Here is a 17827-nt window from a genome sequence, read left to right as displayed (position 1 = left end):
CAGTTCCTATTTGACGGAGCCCATGGTCAGTCCGCGCACGAGCCAGCGTTGGCAGGTGAGCACGAAGATGACACCGGGGATTAGGATGATGAACGAACCGGCCATGATCCGGCCCCACTGAACCGCGTCGGAGGACCAGAAGGACATGACCGCGACGGTCGCAGTCTGTGCCTCAGAACCGGTCAGCATCAGCGCGAAGAGGAATTCGTTCCACGAGAAGATGAAGCAGAAGACCGCCGAGACAGCCAGACCGGGCGCGGCCAGCGGCAGCGTGATGCGCCAGAACGTCTCCACGAGGCCGTAGCCATCGACGGATGCCGCCTCTTCCAATGCAGTCGGAACCTCGTCGAAGAATCCCTTCATCAGCCAGACGGTCAGCGGGATATTGGCGGTCGAATAGACGATGATCAGCGCAAGCGGCGTATCCAAAAGCCCCACGGTCTTGAAGATGATGTAATACGGGACCACCACAGCGATCGGCGGAAACATCCGCATCGAGAGGATCCAGAATGCAACGTCATTGATGCGTTTGTGCCGGATCCTGCTGATGGCGTAGGCGCCGAGCGAACCCATGAACACACTGAAGGCGGTCGATCCCAGCGCAACGATCAGGCTGTTCATGATGAACTTGGCGAACGGACGCATGGTGAAGAGGTCGACATAGTGTTCCCAGGTCACCGGGAAGATAAAGGCCGGTGGCTTCTGGAACATGATCGGCGACGGCTTCACCGAGGACGACACGATCAGGTAGATCGGCATCATGAACACGATCAGGATAATGGCCAGGAGCGTGTAGACCAGGATTGCTTGGCGGGTCGAAGGTTTGTCCATTGCATCACCCCTTTGAGGCCTGACCGCGTTGAAGCGACTTGAAGAACAGGGTGATCAGCACCGAGATGATGATCAGCGAAACGAAGGAGGCCGCGGCGCCGACACCCATCCGCCAGAAGGTGAAGGACTGCCGGTAGATGTAGAGCGAGATAACCTCGGTCGAGTCTGCCGGGCCGCCCTTGGTCAGCACGAAGATGATGTCGTAGATCTTGAAGGCATCGATGGCGCGCAGGAACATGAGACTGACAAGCACCGGCTTGAGCTGCGGCAAGGTCACGCGGCTGAACACGTCCCAGCGGGAATTACCGTCGATTCTCGCCGCCTCGTAGGGTTCGGGCGACAGGCTCTGAAGCGCGGCGGCGGTGCCCATCATGACGAAGGGCGTCCATTGCCAGATGTCGGCTATCGCGATCGCCAGAAGCGCCCAGTCCGTAGAGGTGATCCAAGAGACAGGGCCAAGACCAATCAGGCTGAGGAAGTAGTTGAGGTATCCGAGTTCCGGGAAATAGAGGAAAAGCCAGACCAGACCGACGATTACCGGAGAGATCATCATCGGGATCAGCAGAAGTGTACGGACAAGCCCCATTCCGCGCAGTTTCTGCGTCACGAGCAGGGCGATGCCCACCCCGAGGACCAGCTGGACGGACAACGTGATCGCCATCAGTTTGAAGGTCGTTATCAAGGCATGCAGGAACGGACCCGAGGAGAGCACCTCGGCATAATTGGCCCAGCCGACGAAGACCCGGGGAATGAACGGTTTCGCGAGATCGTAGTTTCGGAAACTGAGCCAGCCTGCGTAAAGCATTGGGTAGATCGTGGTAGCGAAGAGTGCCACGATGACCGGAAATAAGAAAATCAGGAAGATGCGCCTGTTCCGCCGCTGGATGTAGCCCATGCCATTCACCTTGTCCTTGGAGTTGCGCCGCCCCGGAGAAAGGGCCGGGGCGGCAACCGTGCGTGTCAGTCCTTTAGGACATCGGCAGGCACATCATCGATCCAGCGCAGCCGCATCTCCTCGGGGAAGATCTTCAGCCGCGAGTTGACCGCGTTGCAGGCGGTCGTCAGCGCTTCAAGCGCGGTCTCGGTTTCACCTGCCATGTACTTGTTCAGCTCGATGCCGAAGTTTTCTTCAACGTCTTGGTAGAACGGGTGGAAGATCCGGCGCTTGGCGTTTTCCTGTGCGCTCAGAAGAACGCCATAGTAGGGATACTTCGCCTGAAGATCTGGGTCCGACAGAATGGATTTCCGGAACTGGCTCACACCACTTCCCTCTTCGGCGAAGCGGCGCATCATCGCCTCGCTCGTGCCCCACTTGATGAAGGCCCAAGCGGCTTCCTTTTCCTTGTCCGACGCCTTGGAGTTGATGCCGAAGGACAGCGCGCCGGTATAGGTCGGCTGCGGCGCGCCATCGGCGGTCGGGGAAGGCGCATAGCCGACAACGAGCCCTTTTTCGGCAACCATCGCCTCGGCCGGGTTGGTCAGGCGCACGGTGCGGACAGACCAGTAGCTGGAAAGCGCAGTCTCACCCCGCTCCATGTAGCCGGTGCGCAGGTCCCACATCAGACCCAGGTAGTCGGGCGGGTTGGACGGGACGAGCGACTTCATGAACTCGGCGGCCTTCACATGGGCCTCACCGGTCATTGCGCAAAGCCCGGTGCCGGGATCCCAGTAGTCGCCGCCAAAGGCCCGCATGATCGGGAAATAGTCATGCGTGATCGCGCCGGCAACACGGCTGAAGGCCTGCGCGTTGCCGTAGAAATCCTTTTCAAGCGTCTCTCCCGCGAGGGTATCGCCGGCCTTGCGGGTAAAGAACTCGGCCTGGTCGCGGTACTGCGCCCAAGTGCTCGGCGCGGCGAGATCGTAGCCATACTTCGCCTTGAAGTTCGCCATCTCGTCGGCGTTTTCGTAGAGATCCTTGCGATAGTTCGTCGACCAGATCATACCGGACGCGGGGAATGCCAGAAGGCGACCCTGCCAGGTATTTTCCTGGAGCTGGATCGGGACAATGTCCTTGAGGCCGATTTCCTCGGCATCGCGCTTGGCCAGATCGGTGAGATCCTCAAGCGCGCCGGCTTCGCCCAGCATCCCGACCCAGGGGCTGTCGACCCAAAGAAGCTGGTAGGAAGGCTTGTCCGAGCTTGCTTCGATGATGATCTTGTCGATCAGTCCCGGGTACGGGAACATGTCGATCTGGACCTTGGCGCCGGTCAGCTCTTCGAACTCACCGACGATGGGCGCGAGCCGCGTCACGGATGTATCTCCGATCCCGAGCATCTTGAGCTCGACGCCTTCGAATTGCTTCTCGGCGTTTGCCGCTCCTGCGGCGCCCGCCGCCAGGGCAGCTGTCAACGCCACCGTCCTCATGAATGACATTCCATTCCTCCTCTGTTGATGGGTGCCGTTGAGGCACGCAGTTACGATCAGCGGCCCGCGAGCGGTCCGCCTCACATCATTCGCTCAGGAGCCGGCTGCCGGCGTCCAGAGCGTCGGTCCGCCGGCAGCCTCGTAGCCCAGCGGCCCGTTGTTGCTGACGATTTCCAGGTACTGACCCCAAGGTGCGCGCAGGTAGAGCCATACGAGGTTCTCCATCGGGCCGCTTTCGATCAGTGTCGGCCCCTCAAGGAGGTCCACACCCGCCGCCCGCATCCGCTCGGCGACCGCGTGGGCGTCATCAACTTCGAACGCGATGTGCATGGCGCCGACTTCACCGTTGTGCTTGAGGCGCTGCTCGCCGGCGACGCCGCTGTATTCGAAGAGCTCCAGCGATCCCCCGCGCCCGACCTGGATTACCCGCTGATCGGCGATCTTGACGCCCTTTGGCACGCCAAGGTGGCGGGCCATGAAATCATCGTCCACGTCCACCGAACCGCATTCCATGATGGTGACCGCGCCGAACACATCGCGGAAGAAGCTCACGGCCTCTTCCATGTCCGGGACCGTGAAGCCGATGTGATGCAGTCCTAGTATAGAGCTCATCGCTATTTCTCCCATAACTGGTTAGTTAATAAGAAACCAACCATTAACTTGCAGACATACCGTTCACGCGACCGCAAACCGACACGCATCGTTTCTTTCGAAGCTGAACAGGGCAGGTTTCGGCGCCGGTTTGCCGAGAATCAAGTCTGCCGCCTTCTCCCCGATCATGATCGTCGGGGCATTTGTATTCGAAGAGTTTATGCGCGGCATGATGGACGCGTCACAGACCCTCAGACCGGCCATTCCGTGCACCTCGAGTTCCGGGGTAACGACGGCCATGGCGTCCTTGCCCATCCTGCACGTTCCGACGGGATGATGGTCCGTCTTGGCCATCTTGCAGGCATAGTCGAAAAGACTGTCGCGGGTTCTGACATCGGGGCCTGGCAGAACCTCCTTGCGGACAAACTTCGAGAGCGCAGGCTGCGCGAGAATCTCTCGAGCCATTTCAAGCCCCTTCAGGCCCATTTCGCGATCATAGGGATCTGACCAGTAGTTGGGATCGATCAGAGGCGCCGCAAACGGGTCTGAACCGGACAACCTTACCGTGCCACGGGACCGGGGACGCATGAAGGCGCTGTTCAGTGTTATTCCCGCGCCATTGATCTTGACGATTCCCTTCTCGATCCCGGAGCCCTGACCAAGATGGAACTGGATATCGGGGGATCGCGCAGTTTCGTCCGCGTACCAGAACGCACCGGTCTCAAAAAGCGATGCGGCCGCGGGTCCGTTCTTGAACAGCAGGTACTGCAACCCTGCCCACATGGTCTTGTGCGGCCTGTCCCAGCCGTCATAGCTGAAAGGCCCGGTCAACTCCGCGATGGCGCAAAGATCGATATGGTCCTGAAGGTTGCCGCCGACGCCGGGCAGGTCGTGCACGACATCTATGCCGACGCTGCGCAAATGATCGGCCGGCCCGATGCCTGACAACATCAAAAGGCGCGGCGTCCCGATCGCCCCCGACGCAAGAATGATCTCGCGGCGGGCTCTAACTACGGTTCGCGTGCCGCCCCGGTAGAGATCGACGCTGACCGCCCGTCCCTTCTCAGCGTTGATCCGGGTTGCCTGTGCTCCGGTCCAGACCGTCAAATTTGGCCGCTGCTCCGCCCCGTTCAAGTAAGCCACCGCGGCAGAGGACCGGCGTGCGTTCCGCTGCGTCAGTTGATAGTATCCGACACCCCGTTGCGCTTTCCCGTTGAAGTCGGGGTTGTAGGGCATTCCATATTCCTGGCCGGCCCGGATGAACGCATCGCAGACAGGCAACGTCGCCCGCGGCATCGATACCCCCAAAGGCCCCTCGATGCCGTGGTAGTCGTCGTTGAACCTTTCGTTCGATTCGGCGCGCTTGAAGTAGGGCAGGATATCCCGGTAAGCCCAGCCCTCGCACCCATGCTCGACCGCCCACTCGTCGTAATCAAGGGCATTTCCGCGGGTGTAGATCTGCGCGTTGATCGAAGACCCACCACCGATGACCTTGGCCTGCGTGAACCAGATCTTCCGCCCCTGCATGTGCTTCTGCGGTACGGTGGACCAGCCCCAGCTGGCAATACCCTTTGTCATCTTGGCGAAGCCCGCGGGCCAATGGAAAAGGAAGCTCTTGTCACGCCCCCCGGCCTCGAGAAGCAGAACGGAAACGCCTGCGTCCTCGCTCAGGCGCGCGGCGAGGACGCATCCGGCTGATCCCCCTCCGACAATGATGTAGTCCACTTCCGGCATTGCGACCCGACGTTTGTAACCATCTCGTTACTTAAACGTTTCACCAATGCGCCCTTTTGTCAAGGGCCATGCATCACGACGGTGATGCCTCTGGTGTCAGGGCGAATGGATGGATCCGCGCATCATGAGTGTCGGCTCAGGGCGGTTTTCGCGGCCTTCATCGCGAGCCTTGCCACGAACCAGCCGCACGGCAGTATCGGCAGAGATGGAACCAAGCTTGCCCGGAAAGATGTCCACCGTCGTCAAGCCGGGCGACAGTGCTCGGCCGAGTGGAACATTGTCAAATCCGACGACGGATAGATCCCGCCCGACGAGTCTACCCAGCGATTGGGCGGCCGAATAGACACCGGTCGCCAGGTTGTCGTTGAAGCAGATGATTGCATCGCTCAACTCGCCTTTCGTCATCAGCCTGGAGACCTCTTCCGACACAACTGCCGGAGACATTGTCCCTGGGCGAAAACGGCAGTGCTCCGGGGATAAGCCTGCATCCTCGAACGCAGCCTCGATGCCGCGCTTGCGACCTGCCCAGGTTGTTGTGCGGTCGTATCCTCCTATGAAATCGGCCCTCTGGTGCCCCGCCGCCAAGAGCGCCTGAGCCGCGAGGTAGCCAGATTTCTGATCATCCACCCCGACGAAGGTCGCGGCACTTTCCGGCACATCGCGAACGCAAACCACCACCGGAATATTTCTTTGTTCGGCGGCTGCAAGATCAACGCTCGTCGTCCCATGCACAGGCGACAGGATGATCGCGCCCACGCCCTGGGATACCATCGATTGGATAAGTTTCTGCTGCCGCTCGAGATCGTTCTGGGCGGTGGCAAGAACCGTGAGATACCCTTCGTGATAGGCCGTGGTTTCAAGCTCAGCGACCAGTTCGCTGAAGAACGGATTCACGATATTATTGAGTATGACGCCGATTAGCCGCGACTGTCCTGATCGCAATCTTGCCGCCGACTCATCTCTTATGAACCCGAGCAAATCTGCCGTTCTCAAGACGTGTGCTCGCGTCTTTTCAGAGACGCTCCCACCGCCAGAAACGGCATAGGACACCGTTGCGACGGACACGCCTGCCGCCTCGGCGACCTCCTTAAGACCGATCTTCTTCACGGCGGCACCTGAAACGTTTCATCAGCAAAGTAGTCGTTATGAATGTTTGATGTCAGTTTCAAGCCAGTCGAAGGTGGCGGAGGGCAACGGGTTCGCAATTCGGCCGCTTCAAGGTGCTGATCGTTGCCGGCTTGATTGGTGCGTCAGCCTGCCCGTCAGGTCGAACTCTGACGACATGCGGGAGATCAGACAAGCCTGGCCGTGCAACGGCAAGCGGCGTCCCAATCACAACTTTTTGGCGTAGCTCCCGGGAAGCGGGTCGGCGGCCTGGCTTTGCCCATGGCCTATGACGATGCTGGTGAGCGTTGCGGTCAGCCATGCGTGCAGGCCCACGTCGTTCATTTTGAGGTTTCGATCAGCGAGGCGATGACGGCACAGTTTTCGGCGACGGCCTCGACGGACTATCGCAAACAACTGAAAGGTGATGAAGCACGCCCACCCCGAAGCGGCCGTTTAACACCGCCAAGCCGGCAGAGATGCTAACCAAACGTTCGCCACGCCGGTATCGGGCGTTTGGCATATGGGCGCGTCCTGGCCTTGAATCCAGTGAAATCAGATCGGCTCCGACTGTGCCGCCGTATTTTTCCTTGGAGCGGCCAAGCTCGGGCCAACCTGCCGAATACCTGATGCATATAACCGCCGACGAGAACGGCGTCTCCCGATTGGAGAAACCAGGCGGCCGAGGGATAATCGCGACTACCGTCAGCGGGGCGCTGGTCTCGCGATGTCGCGACATGTTATTGCGCCGTGGAAGCGGTGATCACGCTGGCCGTTTGAGGCACTGCGAGCGTGTCACCAACTCGGTACTCCTCGCAATCGGCAATGATCTCCCGAACGATGGTGCGCATGGCCTCTTCCCCCTTCGCCGTCACGGAAGACCCGACCGGATTGGCGATTATTTCCTTCGGAATGTCGACTTGCGGATTGTCAATGATCCGGTCAATCGAGATCGCCTGAACGGCCACGTCCCGAAAACCCGTGGTGGCCAGGAGACGTGGTAGGTCTTCAGCCGCCCGATAGGTGAAGGGCGCAAGAGACTGCTCGGCGGCGGCTTCCCCGACGTGCCGCCGAAGCGCCTCGGCCATCGCCATGAAAAAAGCACTCGCGCCATCCCAGACCGAGATCGCGAGCAGACCACCAGGCGATAGAACCCGGCGAAACTCCAGGAGAGCACCCCGTTTGTCAGGAATGAACTGGATGCCCTGCTGGCACATGCAGACTGTGAACGTCCCGTCATCAAACGGTAGGTCTGCTGCATCGGCAACGACCCATTCTATTGGCGGATCGAGGTCGGATGTAATCCCGCGGGCCATTTCAATCATCCCGGCGTTGAGGTCACTTCCAGTAATCTCGACGTCGGTGCCATACAGATCACGGATGGTTCGAGCCACGATCCCCGTTCCGCAAGCGACGTCGAGAATCCTGTCACCTGGCCGGAGCGAAACCGCCTTCAGTGTCGCCCGCGCCAGAGGACCGAAGATCGCCCGTACCTTTTGCTCCTCGTATATTCGGGCCGCAGAATGTCCGAGTTGGTAACGGTCCCGTGTCATCGTGACTACCTCATTCGTGTGTCCCTGCTTTGGACCGGTCGACCAACCAATCTGCGAAGGTCAACGCGGTGCTCTGCTTGTCACTGAAGAGCCGAATTCCGGCCTTGGAGAAGACCAGGTGCTGACCGATCCTCGGAAACTCGGCATCCGCTGACATTTCGCGTCTCCTCTACGGTTGACGGCATCAACATCCCGAACACGATGTGCCCAGAGAAGGAGTATGACAACCCCTTGGAGGCCATTGCAGGTTTCTCGCGAGCCCTCCGAGTAGGACCGTTCATTTCAATCGGGTGCACTGCACCCGTGGGACCAGACGGCAAAACCTTAGGTTTCGGCGAGGAGCTGTGTCGCAAACTTGATTCTCGATCAGGGTGTCTTGTTGAATCGACAGTTTTCGAGGGCCGGGTCACCATTGGGAGGGGGCACGATGATCTCGTTCAAGGGCGCCCTGTTTCCAAAGGAGGTCATCCTCATCGCGGTGTTCTTCTATGTCCGCTACCCGGTGTCGTACCGGGATTTGGAGGAGATCTTGGCGGAGCGCGGCATCCGGGTTGATCATGCGACGCTCAACCGTTGGGTCACCAGATATTCCCCGCTGATCGCTGCCAACGCACGTCGCATGCAAGCAATCGCCAACCGGTCCTGGCGCTTGGATGAGACCTATATCAAGGTGAAGGACGAGTGGGTCTACCTTTACCGGGCGGTCGTTCGCCGTCGGATAGGTTCTGGGGCGCAAGCACGAACTTCATCGCGTGGAGGTCCTCCCCGCATGCGCCCCTGCCGGTCGGCGCGGGCTTCGGCATCGAGCTTTTTGACCAGATCGACGACGTTGAAGAACCGGCCGCGGGTGCCGCTTCGGATGCAGGCGCGCGCGATGGCGAGGGCGAGATGGGTCTTTCCGGTTCCGGTGCCGCCGATCAGGGCCAGATTGCGCTGGTGCTCAAGGAATCCGCCACCACCCAGTTCGCGCACCAGCGTCTCGTTGACCGGCGTGCCGTCGAAGTCGAACTCGGCGATCTCCTTGGCCAGTGGCAGCCTGGAGATGGTCATCTGGTATTTGATCGGCCGCGCCCCTTGCCATCGGGCTCGAACCGATGGCGCCGCGACGGCTCGATCTCGCTGAACTCGGTATTGCGAAGATCACCGACGATTTTCCTCGGCTCGTGCTGTCGCTTCACCGCGGTGGCCACAAACGAGCGGCTTCCCTTTTGGCGAGCACTGATCGTTTCGAATTTAGTCCGGGTTGGATGCTGTTTCGGGCAAGCCGGCCCTTCGGAGGCCCTCGATAAAGTGCTCCATTGTGCGCTCGGTATAGGGAACGCTGGCGCGAACCCAGGCGAGGTCGGCGTCGGGGCGCAGGGACAAAAGTTCTTTCAGCGCCTCCCTGGCCTCGTCCAGCCGGCCCGTCTGAGCCAGGGCAGCGCAAAGCAGGCGATGCCCGCCAAGATAGCCGGGGCGCATCCGAACGGCTTCGCGTGCCCAGGTCACGGCTTCGTCATAGTGGCGTGCTGTATAAAGGGCTGCCCCCTTCGGGGCTAAATAGATGTTGGAAAATGGGTCGCGCGGGTTCATCCGTGTCGCCCGGTCCAGCCATTCCAGCGCTTCGTCCGAGCGCCCGTCAAGCGCCATGGCGAAGCCTGAAAAACCCACGGCGGGCGCGAAGTTCGGGTTGAGTGACAGGGCTGTCCCGAAGGATCGCAAAGCTTCGTCGGTATCGCGATCCGTCAGGGCCGCAAACCCGACAGCCATGTGCGCCCAAGGATCCCGCCTGTCGATCTCAATTGCGGCCCGCGCCAGGTCAAGCGCCTCCTCTCGCGATCCGCTCTCCCAACCTGCATAGGTGGAAAAGAGCAGGGCAAAGCTGAGCAGGCTCATGGCGGGGGCGTAATCTGGAAAGGCCTGATGTGTGCGCCGCAGACCTGCAATGGCGCAGGCGGAGGCATCGGGGGAAAATCTCCAGAAATGGGGCAACTCGCGTGCGACAAGGTCCCAGGCTTGCAGCTGGGCCGCAACGCGCCGTTGCGCCCGCCGCCCTTCCGCAGCGACGAGCTCGGGCTCGATGGCGGCGACGACATTGGCCGTGATCTCGTCCTGCAGGGCGAAAATGTCCGTCAGTTCCCGGTCGTAGCGCTCTGCCCAGATGTGGTTCCCCGTAGCGGCATCAAGGAGTTGGCAGGCAATCCGGATGCGGTCACCGCTTTTGCGGACGCTCCCCTCAAGCAGGTAATTCACGTCCAGCGCCTCGCCGATCTGGCGGACGTCGACCGACTGGCCCTTGTAGGCAAAGGACGAGTTGCGGGCGATGACGAAGAACCAGCGAAGCCGGGCAAGCGCCATGATGAGGTCCTCGGAAATGCCATCCGAGAAATATTCCTGTTCCGGGTCGCCCGACATATTGAGGAACGGGAGAACGGCGATTGCCGGTTTGACAGGGGTCGGGACCGACGCGTCGTCGGAGCCGCGCTCGTGCTGAATCGTGACCCGGGCGACGAACCGCAGACCCTTTCGCGGCACCGTTCGTATCAACTGCTGTTCGTCGCCCCGATCACCCAATGCATGTCGAGCGGCCGTGGTGCGGCTGGTGAGGGTGGATTCCGATACGATGCGGCCGTGCCAGATATTCTCGATCAGGTCATCGCGGGTGACGACATGGTCGCGGTTCAGGACGAGATATTCGATGAGATCAAACACAGAGGGTTCGACCGAGATGCGTTCGCTTCCGCGAAAGAGTTCTCTGCGGTCGGTGTCGAGGCTCATCCCCTCGAACGCGTAGATCACGGCACCCTCCCATGGGCCCTGCTCATGCAAGGCTCATGCTAACCCATGCGGAACAAGGGCGCACCGGGAAATCTCAGGGAAATCCGAGCGGAAAAACAGGCAAAGCCGAAGGACATTGCGACGCGCCGATGCAAGGATCTTCTCATCTGGGAGGATAGATCATGCGGGGCCTGGCAACATTCGGCGATATGCTCGCCGAGGCGGCCCGCTTGCGCCCGAACTCGGTTGGTGCGGCGGACCTGGAGCGCGACATGACGAACGCGCTTTGGTTTCAGCGCAGTTGTCGGCTGGGCAATGCGCTGATTGGGCTGGGGCTGGTGCCCGGCGATCGTTTCTGCATCCTCGCCCACAACAGGCTCGAATGGCTCGAGATATATGCCGCCGCGAGTCTGACGGGGCTGGTTGCAGTGCCGATCAACTTCCGGCTCTCCGCGAACGAAGTCGCCTATATCATCCAGGACTGCGATGCACGGGCCATCATCACAGAGGCCGGGCTTTGCGCAGCCGTCGATGACGTGCGCCATGCGCTGCCCGTTCCGATGGACCGCTTCGTCGTGATTGGGGCCGAGGGCCTTTCCGGTTGGCACGGCTACGAGGCGCTGATCGGATCGGCCGCTGGCTCGAGCCCGAGCACTGGGGTCAGCGCCTCCGATGCACACGCGCTGCTTTACACCTCGGGCACGACGGGCCACCCGAAAGGCGCGATCCGCAGCAACGTCGCAACCACGATGCTATCGCTAACCACGGCATTGGAAATGAATATTTCGGCGCGCGATCGGGCAATGCTGATCATGCCGATGTGTCACGCGAACTCCTACTTCTTCATGGGCGCATTCGCTTTTGTCGGGGCTCCGATCTGCGTCTACTCCCGGCCGTCGTTCGATCCTGGAGAGGCACTGGCGAGCCTGGCTAGGACTGGCAGCACGTTTACGTCGCTTGTGCCGACGCATTACGCGATGCTTCTCGACCTGCCCGGGACGGCGCGGCCGAAAAGCCTGCCCCTGAACAAGCTGATGATCTCATCTGCACCGGCCAGGATGGAAACCAAGCAGGCGATCATGGAGCTCTTTTCATCCGCGGGCCTCTATGAACTCTATGGTTCGACCGAGACAGGTTACGTCACCATGCTGCATCCAGATGAGCAGTTTGCCAAACTCGGATCGGTCGGTCGCGAATGTATCGGCACGGGGCGCATCCGCCTGCTTGATGAGGCCGGGAACGAGGTGGCAGATGGCGAGAGCGGCGAGCTTTACTCCTGCAATTCCTATACGTTCGATGGTTACTGGGGCCTGCCGGGAAAGACAGCAGAGGCTTTTCGTGGGGACTATTGCAGCGTCGGCGACATCGCCCGGCGCGACGCGGACGGCTATCTTCATCTGATCGGCCGCAGGAGCAATATGATCATTTCCGGAGGCGAGAATATCTATCCTTCCGAAGTCGAGGCAGTCCTGGCGATGCATCCGGGCGTCCGCGATGTGGCCGTCATCGGCCTTCCCGACCCGCTATGGGGCGAGCGGGTCCATGCCGTCATCGTTCCGCGAGAAACCGGCCTTGCATCCGGTGACCTTTTGGATTGGTGCGGAACCCGCATCGCCGGTTTCAAAAGGCCCCGTTCCATAAGCCTCATCGCCGCCGAGGAAATGCCCAAGACAGTCACGGGGAAGATCCAGCATGCGAAACTGAAGCAGCGCCTGGCTGCCGACCTTTCGGCGCCTGAGTTTTGAGGAGGAAACCATGCCCATCACCGGCTCGGACCTGGTTGCCCGTGCGTTGAAGCAGCAGGGCGTCGACACGTTCTTTTACCTGATGGGTGCGCCCATGCTCGCGGTCGAGAAGGCGGCGCTCGACCTTGGCATAAGGGGAATCGACGTGCGGCATGAACAGGCCGCCGCGATCGCCGCGCATGCGTGGGCCCGCCTGAGGCGTGCGCCGGGTGTCTGCATGGCGGCCTCGGGGCCAGGCACGATGAACCTGGTTACAGGTGTCGCGCATGCCTGGGCCGATGGCACGCCGCTTGTCGTCCTGGGCGGCTCAGCCCCGCTCGGCGAGAGCGGTTACGGCACATTCCAGGAGATGGACCAGCTGTCGGTTCTTCGACCATGTACGAAATGGGCCGAACAGGTGCGGCAGCCCGAGCGCATTCCCGAACTCATCGGCCGGGCATTCGCCCTTGCCATGTCCGGACGGCCGGGTCCGGTCTATCTTGATCTGCCGGCCGATGTTCTTTTCGCCGAGGTCGATGAGGCGCGCGTCACGTGGCCCGCTCCGTGGAGGGATGCGCATCATCCGCGCCCTGTTCCCGCGCCATCCGAACTGGCCCGTCTGGCTGGGCTGATCGCGACAGCCGAGCGGCCGGTGGTCTTGTGCGGCTCCGGCGTCCTCTGGTCTGGTGCGGAGGAGCAACTGCGCGAGTTCCTCGAAGCCACAGGGATCCCCTTCTACACCACGCCGCAAGCCCGCGGCGTGGTGCCCGAGGATCATCCGCTGGCCTTTCTGACATCGCGTTCTACGGCCTTCCGCGAGGCGGACCTGATCCTGATCCTCGGCACGCGCATGAACTACATCATCGGCCACGCGGCTCCTCCGCGGTTCTCGGCCCATGCGCGGCTCGTGCGGATAGATATCGACCCGAACGAGATTGCCATGCCGCCACGCCCGCTTGATCTTGCCCTGACGGCCGATCTGAGGGCGACCTTGCCGCTTCTCGCAGAGGCGCTGTCGGGGAAGGTGGACAGGGGCAGCTTTGCCGATTGGCGCCGGCGTCTGTCGACGCGGAACCGCGACAAGGCCGCCGAGCAGGAAGAGATCATCGCGACCTCTGCTACTCCAATCCACCCGCTCAGGCTTTGCCGCGAGCTGCGCGATCTCTTGCCGCGCGAGGCGGTTCTCTGCGTCGACGGGCAGGAGATCCTGAACTACGCGCGCCAGGTCATACCGACACATGTATCCGGCAATCGGCTCAACTCCGGCACTTTCGGAACCATGGGCGTTGGCCTCCCACTCGGACTGGGTGCAAAGGTTGCCTGCCCCGATCAGCCGGTCGTCGTCCTGCATGGCGACGGTTCGTTCGGCATGAATGCGATGGAGATCGACACCCTCGTGCGTCACGATCTGCCGCTGGTGATCGTCATCAGTCTGAATGGTGGTTGGACGGGCGATCCAGACCACGAGCGGCCGGGCAGAGATCTTGGCTATACCCGGTATCACTTGCTCGCAGAGGCGCTCGGAGCTGTCGGCGAATTGGTGCAGTCGGCGGACGAGATACGACCGGCGCTCAAGCGTGCCTTTGCCTCGGCCGACGAAGGGAAGGTGGCATTGGTGAACGTCGTCACGGATTGGCGCGCTCGGGCGACTACGGCTGCCTTCACCCGTTATGTTACTTGAGAGCTCTCAAGATCAAACTCTTGGTCCGGGCGCATCTGGCCTTTGCGGATCAGGTTCGCGACTTCGATGCCCTCGAGCGTTGCCGAAGCTGACGGGAAGGATTTGGACCCGTGCATGCGGCGGATCCGTTTCCTGATCGTCCAATGATCCTGCCCGACCATGTTGTGCAAGTGTTTGATCCGGACCATCTCGATCGGGATCGGGCAACCGAAGCGCTTCGGCATCCGATTGATCGCGGTGATGCCGACGGTGCTGGCTCTGCGCTTGCCGATAACGATCTTCCGAGGTCGGCCATTCATCTTCAGGGCTCGGGCGAAAACCCTGGGCGCCACCGTCTTGCTGCGCCGCTTCGAGAGCAAGAAATCAAGGGTCTTCCCGTGCTTGTCGACCGCTCGGCAAGGGAAGGTCCACTCACCCGTCACCTTGATGCAGGTCTCATCCATCCGCCAGGATCGGTCAGTCGGGGCTGTCCGGCGGCGGGCCTTTGAGGCGATCAGCGGCGCATACTTTGCGACCCATCGGTCAAGCGTCGCGTGATCGGCCCGAACCCTGCGCCCGGCCATGATCTCTTCCAGCTCCCGATGCGACACCCGTGTCGCGCGCATAGAAAAACACCGCGAACAGGATTACCTCCTTCCAATACTGAGCGCGCTTGAACGAGATCATCGTTCCGCCTCCGTCCGGTGCGCGTGGATGAGGGCAATGTCCGCCCGAGACCCGCACGGGTCAAACGCAGAAGTTTGCGACAAATCCCGTCTGGCGTCGTCCCGTCAAGTAGCCGCCCGCGCGATAGCCGAGGGCATTCCGTCCCTCAGAATGCCTTCCAGATTTTCACGCACTGCGTGATTCCACTCATCGCTTTCGCGGAGGTCGTGGGGAATGAGGTTAGGAACATTGCCCAGATGCTCCATGATGCGATCGGCCGAGAGCGCTGAACCCTCTTCGGGCCTCAGCTTCGCCTCCAAGGGGTCGCGCAAGCCATAACTCTTGCCGTCCTCCGTGTGCCCCAGCGTGTAGCGCATCCATGCAGCGGTCGCGAAGGCGAAGGCGTCCAGCGGCTGATGCCGTCTCAGCGCCTCCATGGCCGGGGCGAAGATGCGCTGTGGCATCTTCTCGGAACCATCCATCGCGATCTGGTACGTCTCATGCGCCAGGTGAGGGTTCGCGAAACGCTTGGCAAGATCTTCGGCATAGGCGTCCAGGTCAACGCCCGGCAGATCGCCGAGCGTAGCCGCAGCCGCAGCGAGGTGGCGTTTGACCATGATTGCCAATGCTGGATCGGCCAACACGTCGCGCACGTATTTGTGGCCAGCCAGGAACCCCGAGTAAGCCAGCATGGAATGCGTGCCGTTCAGCATGCGAAGCTTCATGTCCTCGAACGGGCGCACGTCCTGAACGAAGAGCGCGCCGCCCGCCTCCCAGGCGGGGCGTCCCGTGGGAAACTGGTCCTCGATCACCCATTGGCGGAAGGTCTCGCACTCGACCGCGGCGGCATCGGCGTGTCCGGTCAGCTCTCCCGCCAGCCGCAGTGTCGCGTCGCTTCGTGCCGGGGTGATGCGGTCAACCATCGTGGCCGGAAAGGCGACCTCGGCGGAGATATGAGCGGAAAGTTCGGGATCGGTCCGCCGAGCAAAGTCGATCAGCAGCGACCGGACCAAGGGCCCATTCTCCGGCAGGTTGTCGCAGCAGAGCACCGTGAAGGGGGCGACGCCCGCCGCCCGCCGCTGATGAAGCGCCCAGACCAAAAGGCCCGCGACGCCCTGCGGGTTGGCGGGATCGGCCAGGTCCGCGGCGATGGCCGGGTGACCGATGTCAACGCCGCCGGACTTCCGGTCGATGCCGTAGCCTTTCTCGGTGACCGTCAGGCTGACGATCTTCGTCGCCGGGTCGCAGAGCGCCCGCAGCACTGCTTCGCGGTCGCCCTGGAGGCAGAGTGCGGCGGCGATCGATCCGATCACGCGCGCGCGCGTCCCTTCGGCCCCGCGTTCGAGGGTGGTGTAAAGGCAGTTCTGTGGCGTCAGTTCCTCGGCCGGCGCGGTGCTTCTGAGGCTGACGCCTATGATCCGCCAATCGCCGCCCTCGGCGGTGAGGGCATCGTCGGTATAGACCGCCTGGTGCGCCTTGTGGAAGGCGCCCAGGCCGATATGAACGATGCCGGGTCGATGCGCCTGCGCCCGGTAGGCGGGGACCGCGACACCTTCGGGAAGACCTTCGAAAGAGCTCAGGCGCGGGCTCATTCGGCAGCGATCCGGGGCTCAAGCGCCGCGATGATGCCGCGAAGCTCGGCCAGGCCCTTGAGGCGCCCGATTGACGGATATCCAGGCTGCGCGCGGCGGCCGAGGTCGTCGAGAATATCCTGCCCGTGATCCGGGCGGAAAGGGATCGAGCAGTCCTTGCGCCCGGCAGCCTTCCGGCGCGCCTCCTCTCGCAGCGCGGCCTCGATCAGCGCGACCATGTCGGTGTCGCCGCCGAGATGCTCCGCCTCATAAAAGGAGCCACGAACGTCGGCGGTCTCTCGTTTCACATTGCGGAGATGCAGGAAATGGACCCGGTCGCCCATCCGTTCCATCATGCCGGGCAGATCGTTGTCCGGCCTCGCACCCAGCGATCCGGAACAGAGCGTGATGCCGTTTGCGGGGATGTCGACGGCGTCCATCACCATTCGGTACTGCTCCTCCGTCGACATGATGCGCGGCAGGCCAAGCAGCGGAAACGGCGGATCGTCCGGATGGCAGCAGAGCTTGAGGCCCAGTTCCTCGGCCAACGGCGCGACCTCAGACAAGAAGTCGATCAGGTGCTGGCGCAGAGTCTCCTCGCTCATCCGGGCGTATTGGGCGAGGTGTTCACGCACGTCCTGAAGGCTGAACTTCTCGGCCGCCCCGGGCAATCCGAAGACCACGTTGCCGGCAAGCTGCTCGGCCGTATCAGCCGACATCTCGGCGTAGCGGCGGGCGGCGGCGTCCTTCAGCACCTCGTCATAGTCCGCCTCGGCGCCGGGCCGTTTCAGGATGTGAAGGTCGAAGGCCACGAAGTCTGTCAGGTCAAAGCGCATGCAGGTCGCGCCATTGGGCAGCCGCCAGGCCAGGTCGGTGCGCGTCCAGTCGAGGACCGGCATGAAGTTGTAGCAGATCACCTCGATCCCGGCAGCGGCGAGATTTCGCAGGCTTTGGCGGTAGCTCTCGACATGTGCCCGCCAGTTGCCCTGCTGCTTCTTGATGTCCTCGCTCACCGGAAGGCTTTCGACGACAGACCAGGTGAGCTGCGACGGCGTGCCGTCCGGCATCGTCGCGACCTCTCGCTGCCGCTTGGCGATCTCTTCGGGAGACCACACGGCACCCGTCGGCACATGATGCAGCGCCGAGACGATCCCGGTGGCGCCAGCTTGCGCAACGTCGGAAATGCTCACGCGGTCCTGCGGTCCGAACCATCGCCAAGTCTGTTCCATAGTCTTTCTCCCGACTCGAAGCCTTGCGGTCTTCATAGCATCG

At 61.8% G+C, this 17827-nt stretch carries 12 protein-coding genes and 3 pseudogenes; 3 read left to right on the top strand and 12 right to left on the bottom strand.

Annotated elements, in window-relative coordinates:
• Positions 1-6: 6 nt before the first annotated feature.
• The 7 genes from OEW28_RS17120 to OEW28_RS17085 form a co-directional block, all read right to left on the bottom strand.
• Positions 7-831, bottom strand: a complete 825-nt coding sequence (locus OEW28_RS17120) for a carbohydrate ABC transporter permease (RefSeq protein WP_263736005.1) — start codon at positions 829-831, stop codon at positions 7-9.
• A gap of 4 nt (positions 832-835) precedes the next feature.
• Complete coding sequence (locus tag OEW28_RS17115; RefSeq protein WP_263736004.1) at positions 836-1726, bottom strand: carbohydrate ABC transporter permease; 891 nt, start codon at positions 1724-1726, stop codon at positions 836-838.
• Positions 1727-1791: 65 nt separating this feature from the next.
• Positions 1792-3204, bottom strand: coding sequence for an extracellular solute-binding protein (locus OEW28_RS17110; protein WP_263736003.1), 1413 nt, complete (start codon positions 3202-3204; stop codon positions 1792-1794).
• Between the two features lie 84 nt (positions 3205-3288).
• Positions 3289-3807, bottom strand: coding sequence for a VOC family protein (locus OEW28_RS17105; RefSeq protein ID WP_263736002.1), 519 nt, complete (start codon positions 3805-3807; stop codon positions 3289-3291).
• 63 nt (positions 3808-3870) lie between these two features.
• Positions 3871-5520 carry a GMC family oxidoreductase gene (locus OEW28_RS17100; protein WP_263736001.1) on the bottom strand — a complete coding sequence of 550 codons (1650 nt, stop codon included), beginning with the start codon at positions 5518-5520 and terminating at the stop codon, positions 3871-3873.
• Between the two features lie 96 nt (positions 5521-5616).
• Positions 5617-6627, bottom strand: coding sequence for a LacI family DNA-binding transcriptional regulator (locus OEW28_RS17095; protein ID WP_263736000.1), 1011 nt, complete (start codon positions 6625-6627; stop codon positions 5617-5619).
• A gap of 737 nt (positions 6628-7364) precedes the next feature.
• Positions 7365-8177 (bottom strand): class I SAM-dependent methyltransferase, encoded by an 813-nt coding sequence (locus OEW28_RS17085; protein WP_263735999.1) that lies wholly within the window; start codon positions 8175-8177, stop codon positions 7365-7367.
• A gap of 427 nt (positions 8178-8604) precedes the next feature.
• On the opposite strand from OEW28_RS17085, the pseudogene OEW28_RS17080 reads away from it, so the two are divergent.
• Positions 8605-8889 (top strand): annotated as a pseudogene (locus OEW28_RS17080) (IS6 family transposase); the annotation flags it as partial.
• A 56-nt stretch (positions 8890-8945) separates the two neighbouring features.
• On the opposite strand, the pseudogene OEW28_RS17075 reads toward OEW28_RS17080, so the two are convergent.
• Positions 8946-9367: pseudogene (locus OEW28_RS17075) on the bottom strand (ATP-binding protein); the annotation flags it as partial.
• A gap of 43 nt (positions 9368-9410) precedes the next feature.
• The gene (locus OEW28_RS17070; protein ID WP_263735998.1) at positions 9411-10955 is read right to left on the bottom strand and encodes a winged helix-turn-helix domain-containing tetratricopeptide repeat protein; all 1545 of its coding nucleotides are present in this window, start codon (positions 10953-10955) and stop codon (positions 9411-9413) included.
• 161 nt (positions 10956-11116) lie between these two features.
• On the opposite strand from OEW28_RS17070, the gene OEW28_RS17065 reads away from it, so the two are divergent.
• Both OEW28_RS17065 and OEW28_RS17060 read left to right on the top strand, forming a co-directional pair.
• A complete protein-coding gene (locus OEW28_RS17065) occupies positions 11117-12679 on the top strand; it encodes a class I adenylate-forming enzyme family protein (protein ID WP_263735997.1) in 1563 nt (520 codons plus the stop codon).
• Between the two features lie 10 nt (positions 12680-12689).
• Positions 12690-14339 carry a thiamine pyrophosphate-binding protein gene (locus OEW28_RS17060; RefSeq protein ID WP_263735996.1) on the top strand — a complete coding sequence of 550 codons (1650 nt, stop codon included), beginning with the start codon at positions 12690-12692 and terminating at the stop codon, positions 14337-14339.
• Here the strand turns inward: OEW28_RS17060 and OEW28_RS17055 are convergent.
• The 3 genes and pseudogenes from OEW28_RS17055 to uxuA form a co-directional block, all read right to left on the bottom strand.
• A pseudogene (locus tag OEW28_RS17055) lies at positions 14327-15005 on the bottom strand (IS6 family transposase). The gene OEW28_RS17060 and the pseudogene OEW28_RS17055 sit on opposite strands and share 13 nt — an antisense overlap.
• 104 nt (positions 15006-15109) lie before the next feature.
• A complete protein-coding gene (locus OEW28_RS17050) occupies positions 15110-16576 on the bottom strand; it encodes a mannitol dehydrogenase family protein (RefSeq protein ID WP_263735995.1) in 1467 nt (488 codons plus the stop codon).
• Positions 16573-17784, bottom strand: coding sequence for a mannonate dehydratase (gene uxuA / locus OEW28_RS17045; protein ID WP_263735994.1), 1212 nt, complete (start codon positions 17782-17784; stop codon positions 16573-16575). The genes OEW28_RS17050 and uxuA overlap by 4 nt, the downstream gene beginning before the upstream one ends.
• Positions 17785-17827 lie beyond the last annotated feature (43 nt).

This window comes from Albidovulum marisflavi, from assembly GCF_025751435.1.
Classification (GTDB): domain Bacteria; phylum Pseudomonadota; class Alphaproteobacteria; order Rhodobacterales; family Rhodobacteraceae; genus Albidovulum; species Albidovulum marisflavi.
Note: the sequence above shows the minus strand (reverse complement) of the source record. Positions and strands in the feature narration are given on the sequence as shown.

Bases quoted from the DNA above. Each gene is read 5' to 3' on its own strand.
- OEW28_RS17120 (WP_263736005.1), bottom strand. From the start codon at position 831: ATGGACAAACCTTCGACCCGCCAAGCAATCCTGGTCTACACGCTCCTG.
- OEW28_RS17085 (WP_263735999.1), bottom strand. From the start codon at position 8,177: ATGACACGGGACCGTTACCAACTCGGACATTCTGCGGCCCGAATATAC.
- OEW28_RS17050 (WP_263735995.1), bottom strand. From the start codon at position 16,576: ATGAGCCCGCGCCTGAGCTCTTTCGAAGGTCTTCCCGAAGGTGTCGCG.
- OEW28_RS17105 (WP_263736002.1), bottom strand. From the start codon at position 3,807: ATGAGCTCTATACTAGGACTGCATCACATCGGCTTCACGGTCCCGGAC.
- OEW28_RS17100 (WP_263736001.1), bottom strand. From the start codon at position 5,520: ATGCCGGAAGTGGACTACATCATTGTCGGAGGGGGATCAGCCGGATGC.
- uxuA (WP_263735994.1), bottom strand. From the start codon at position 17,784: ATGGAACAGACTTGGCGATGGTTCGGACCGCAGGACCGCGTGAGCATT.
- OEW28_RS17115 (WP_263736004.1), bottom strand. From the start codon at position 1,726: ATGGGCTACATCCAGCGGCGGAACAGGCGCATCTTCCTGATTTTCTTA.
- OEW28_RS17065 (WP_263735997.1), top strand. From the start codon at position 11,117: ATGCGGGGCCTGGCAACATTCGGCGATATGCTCGCCGAGGCGGCCCGC.
- OEW28_RS17060 (WP_263735996.1), top strand. From the start codon at position 12,690: ATGCCCATCACCGGCTCGGACCTGGTTGCCCGTGCGTTGAAGCAGCAG.
- OEW28_RS17110 (WP_263736003.1), bottom strand. From the start codon at position 3,204: ATGTCATTCATGAGGACGGTGGCGTTGACAGCTGCCCTGGCGGCGGGC.